At 56.9% G+C, this 281-nt stretch carries 1 protein-coding gene; it reads left to right on the top strand.

Annotated elements, in window-relative coordinates:
- On the top strand, positions 1–281 hold a 281-nt coding region (locus tag FLQ44_RS09850; RefSeq protein ID WP_147694262.1), incomplete at both ends, for an ATP-binding cassette domain-containing protein.

Here is a 281-nt window from a genome sequence, read left to right as displayed (position 1 = left end):
GACGCCAATGCTTGATCGCAAGCCAAGCCAGCTCTCAGGGGGTCAGCAGCAACGTGTTGCCTTGGGACGGGCCCTCATCTCGCACACCAAGGTGTGTTTGCTCGATGAACCACTTTCCAATCTCGATGCAAAGCTGCGTGCTGAGATGCGTAACGAAATCCGATCGTTGCAACGGCGGCTGGGCATCACGATGGTTTTTGTGACACATGACCAGACGGAGGCCATGAGCATGGCCGACCGCGTCATACTTATGAAGCAGGGCAAGGTAGAGCAGGCAGGCC

Origin of the sequence: Vogesella mureinivorans, from assembly GCF_007644035.1 — a bacterium.
GTDB lineage: Bacteria > Pseudomonadota > Gammaproteobacteria > Burkholderiales > Chromobacteriaceae > Vogesella > Vogesella mureinivorans.
The sequence above is the reverse complement of the archived record's forward strand: the minus strand, read 5'-3'. Positions and strand labels throughout refer to the sequence as shown.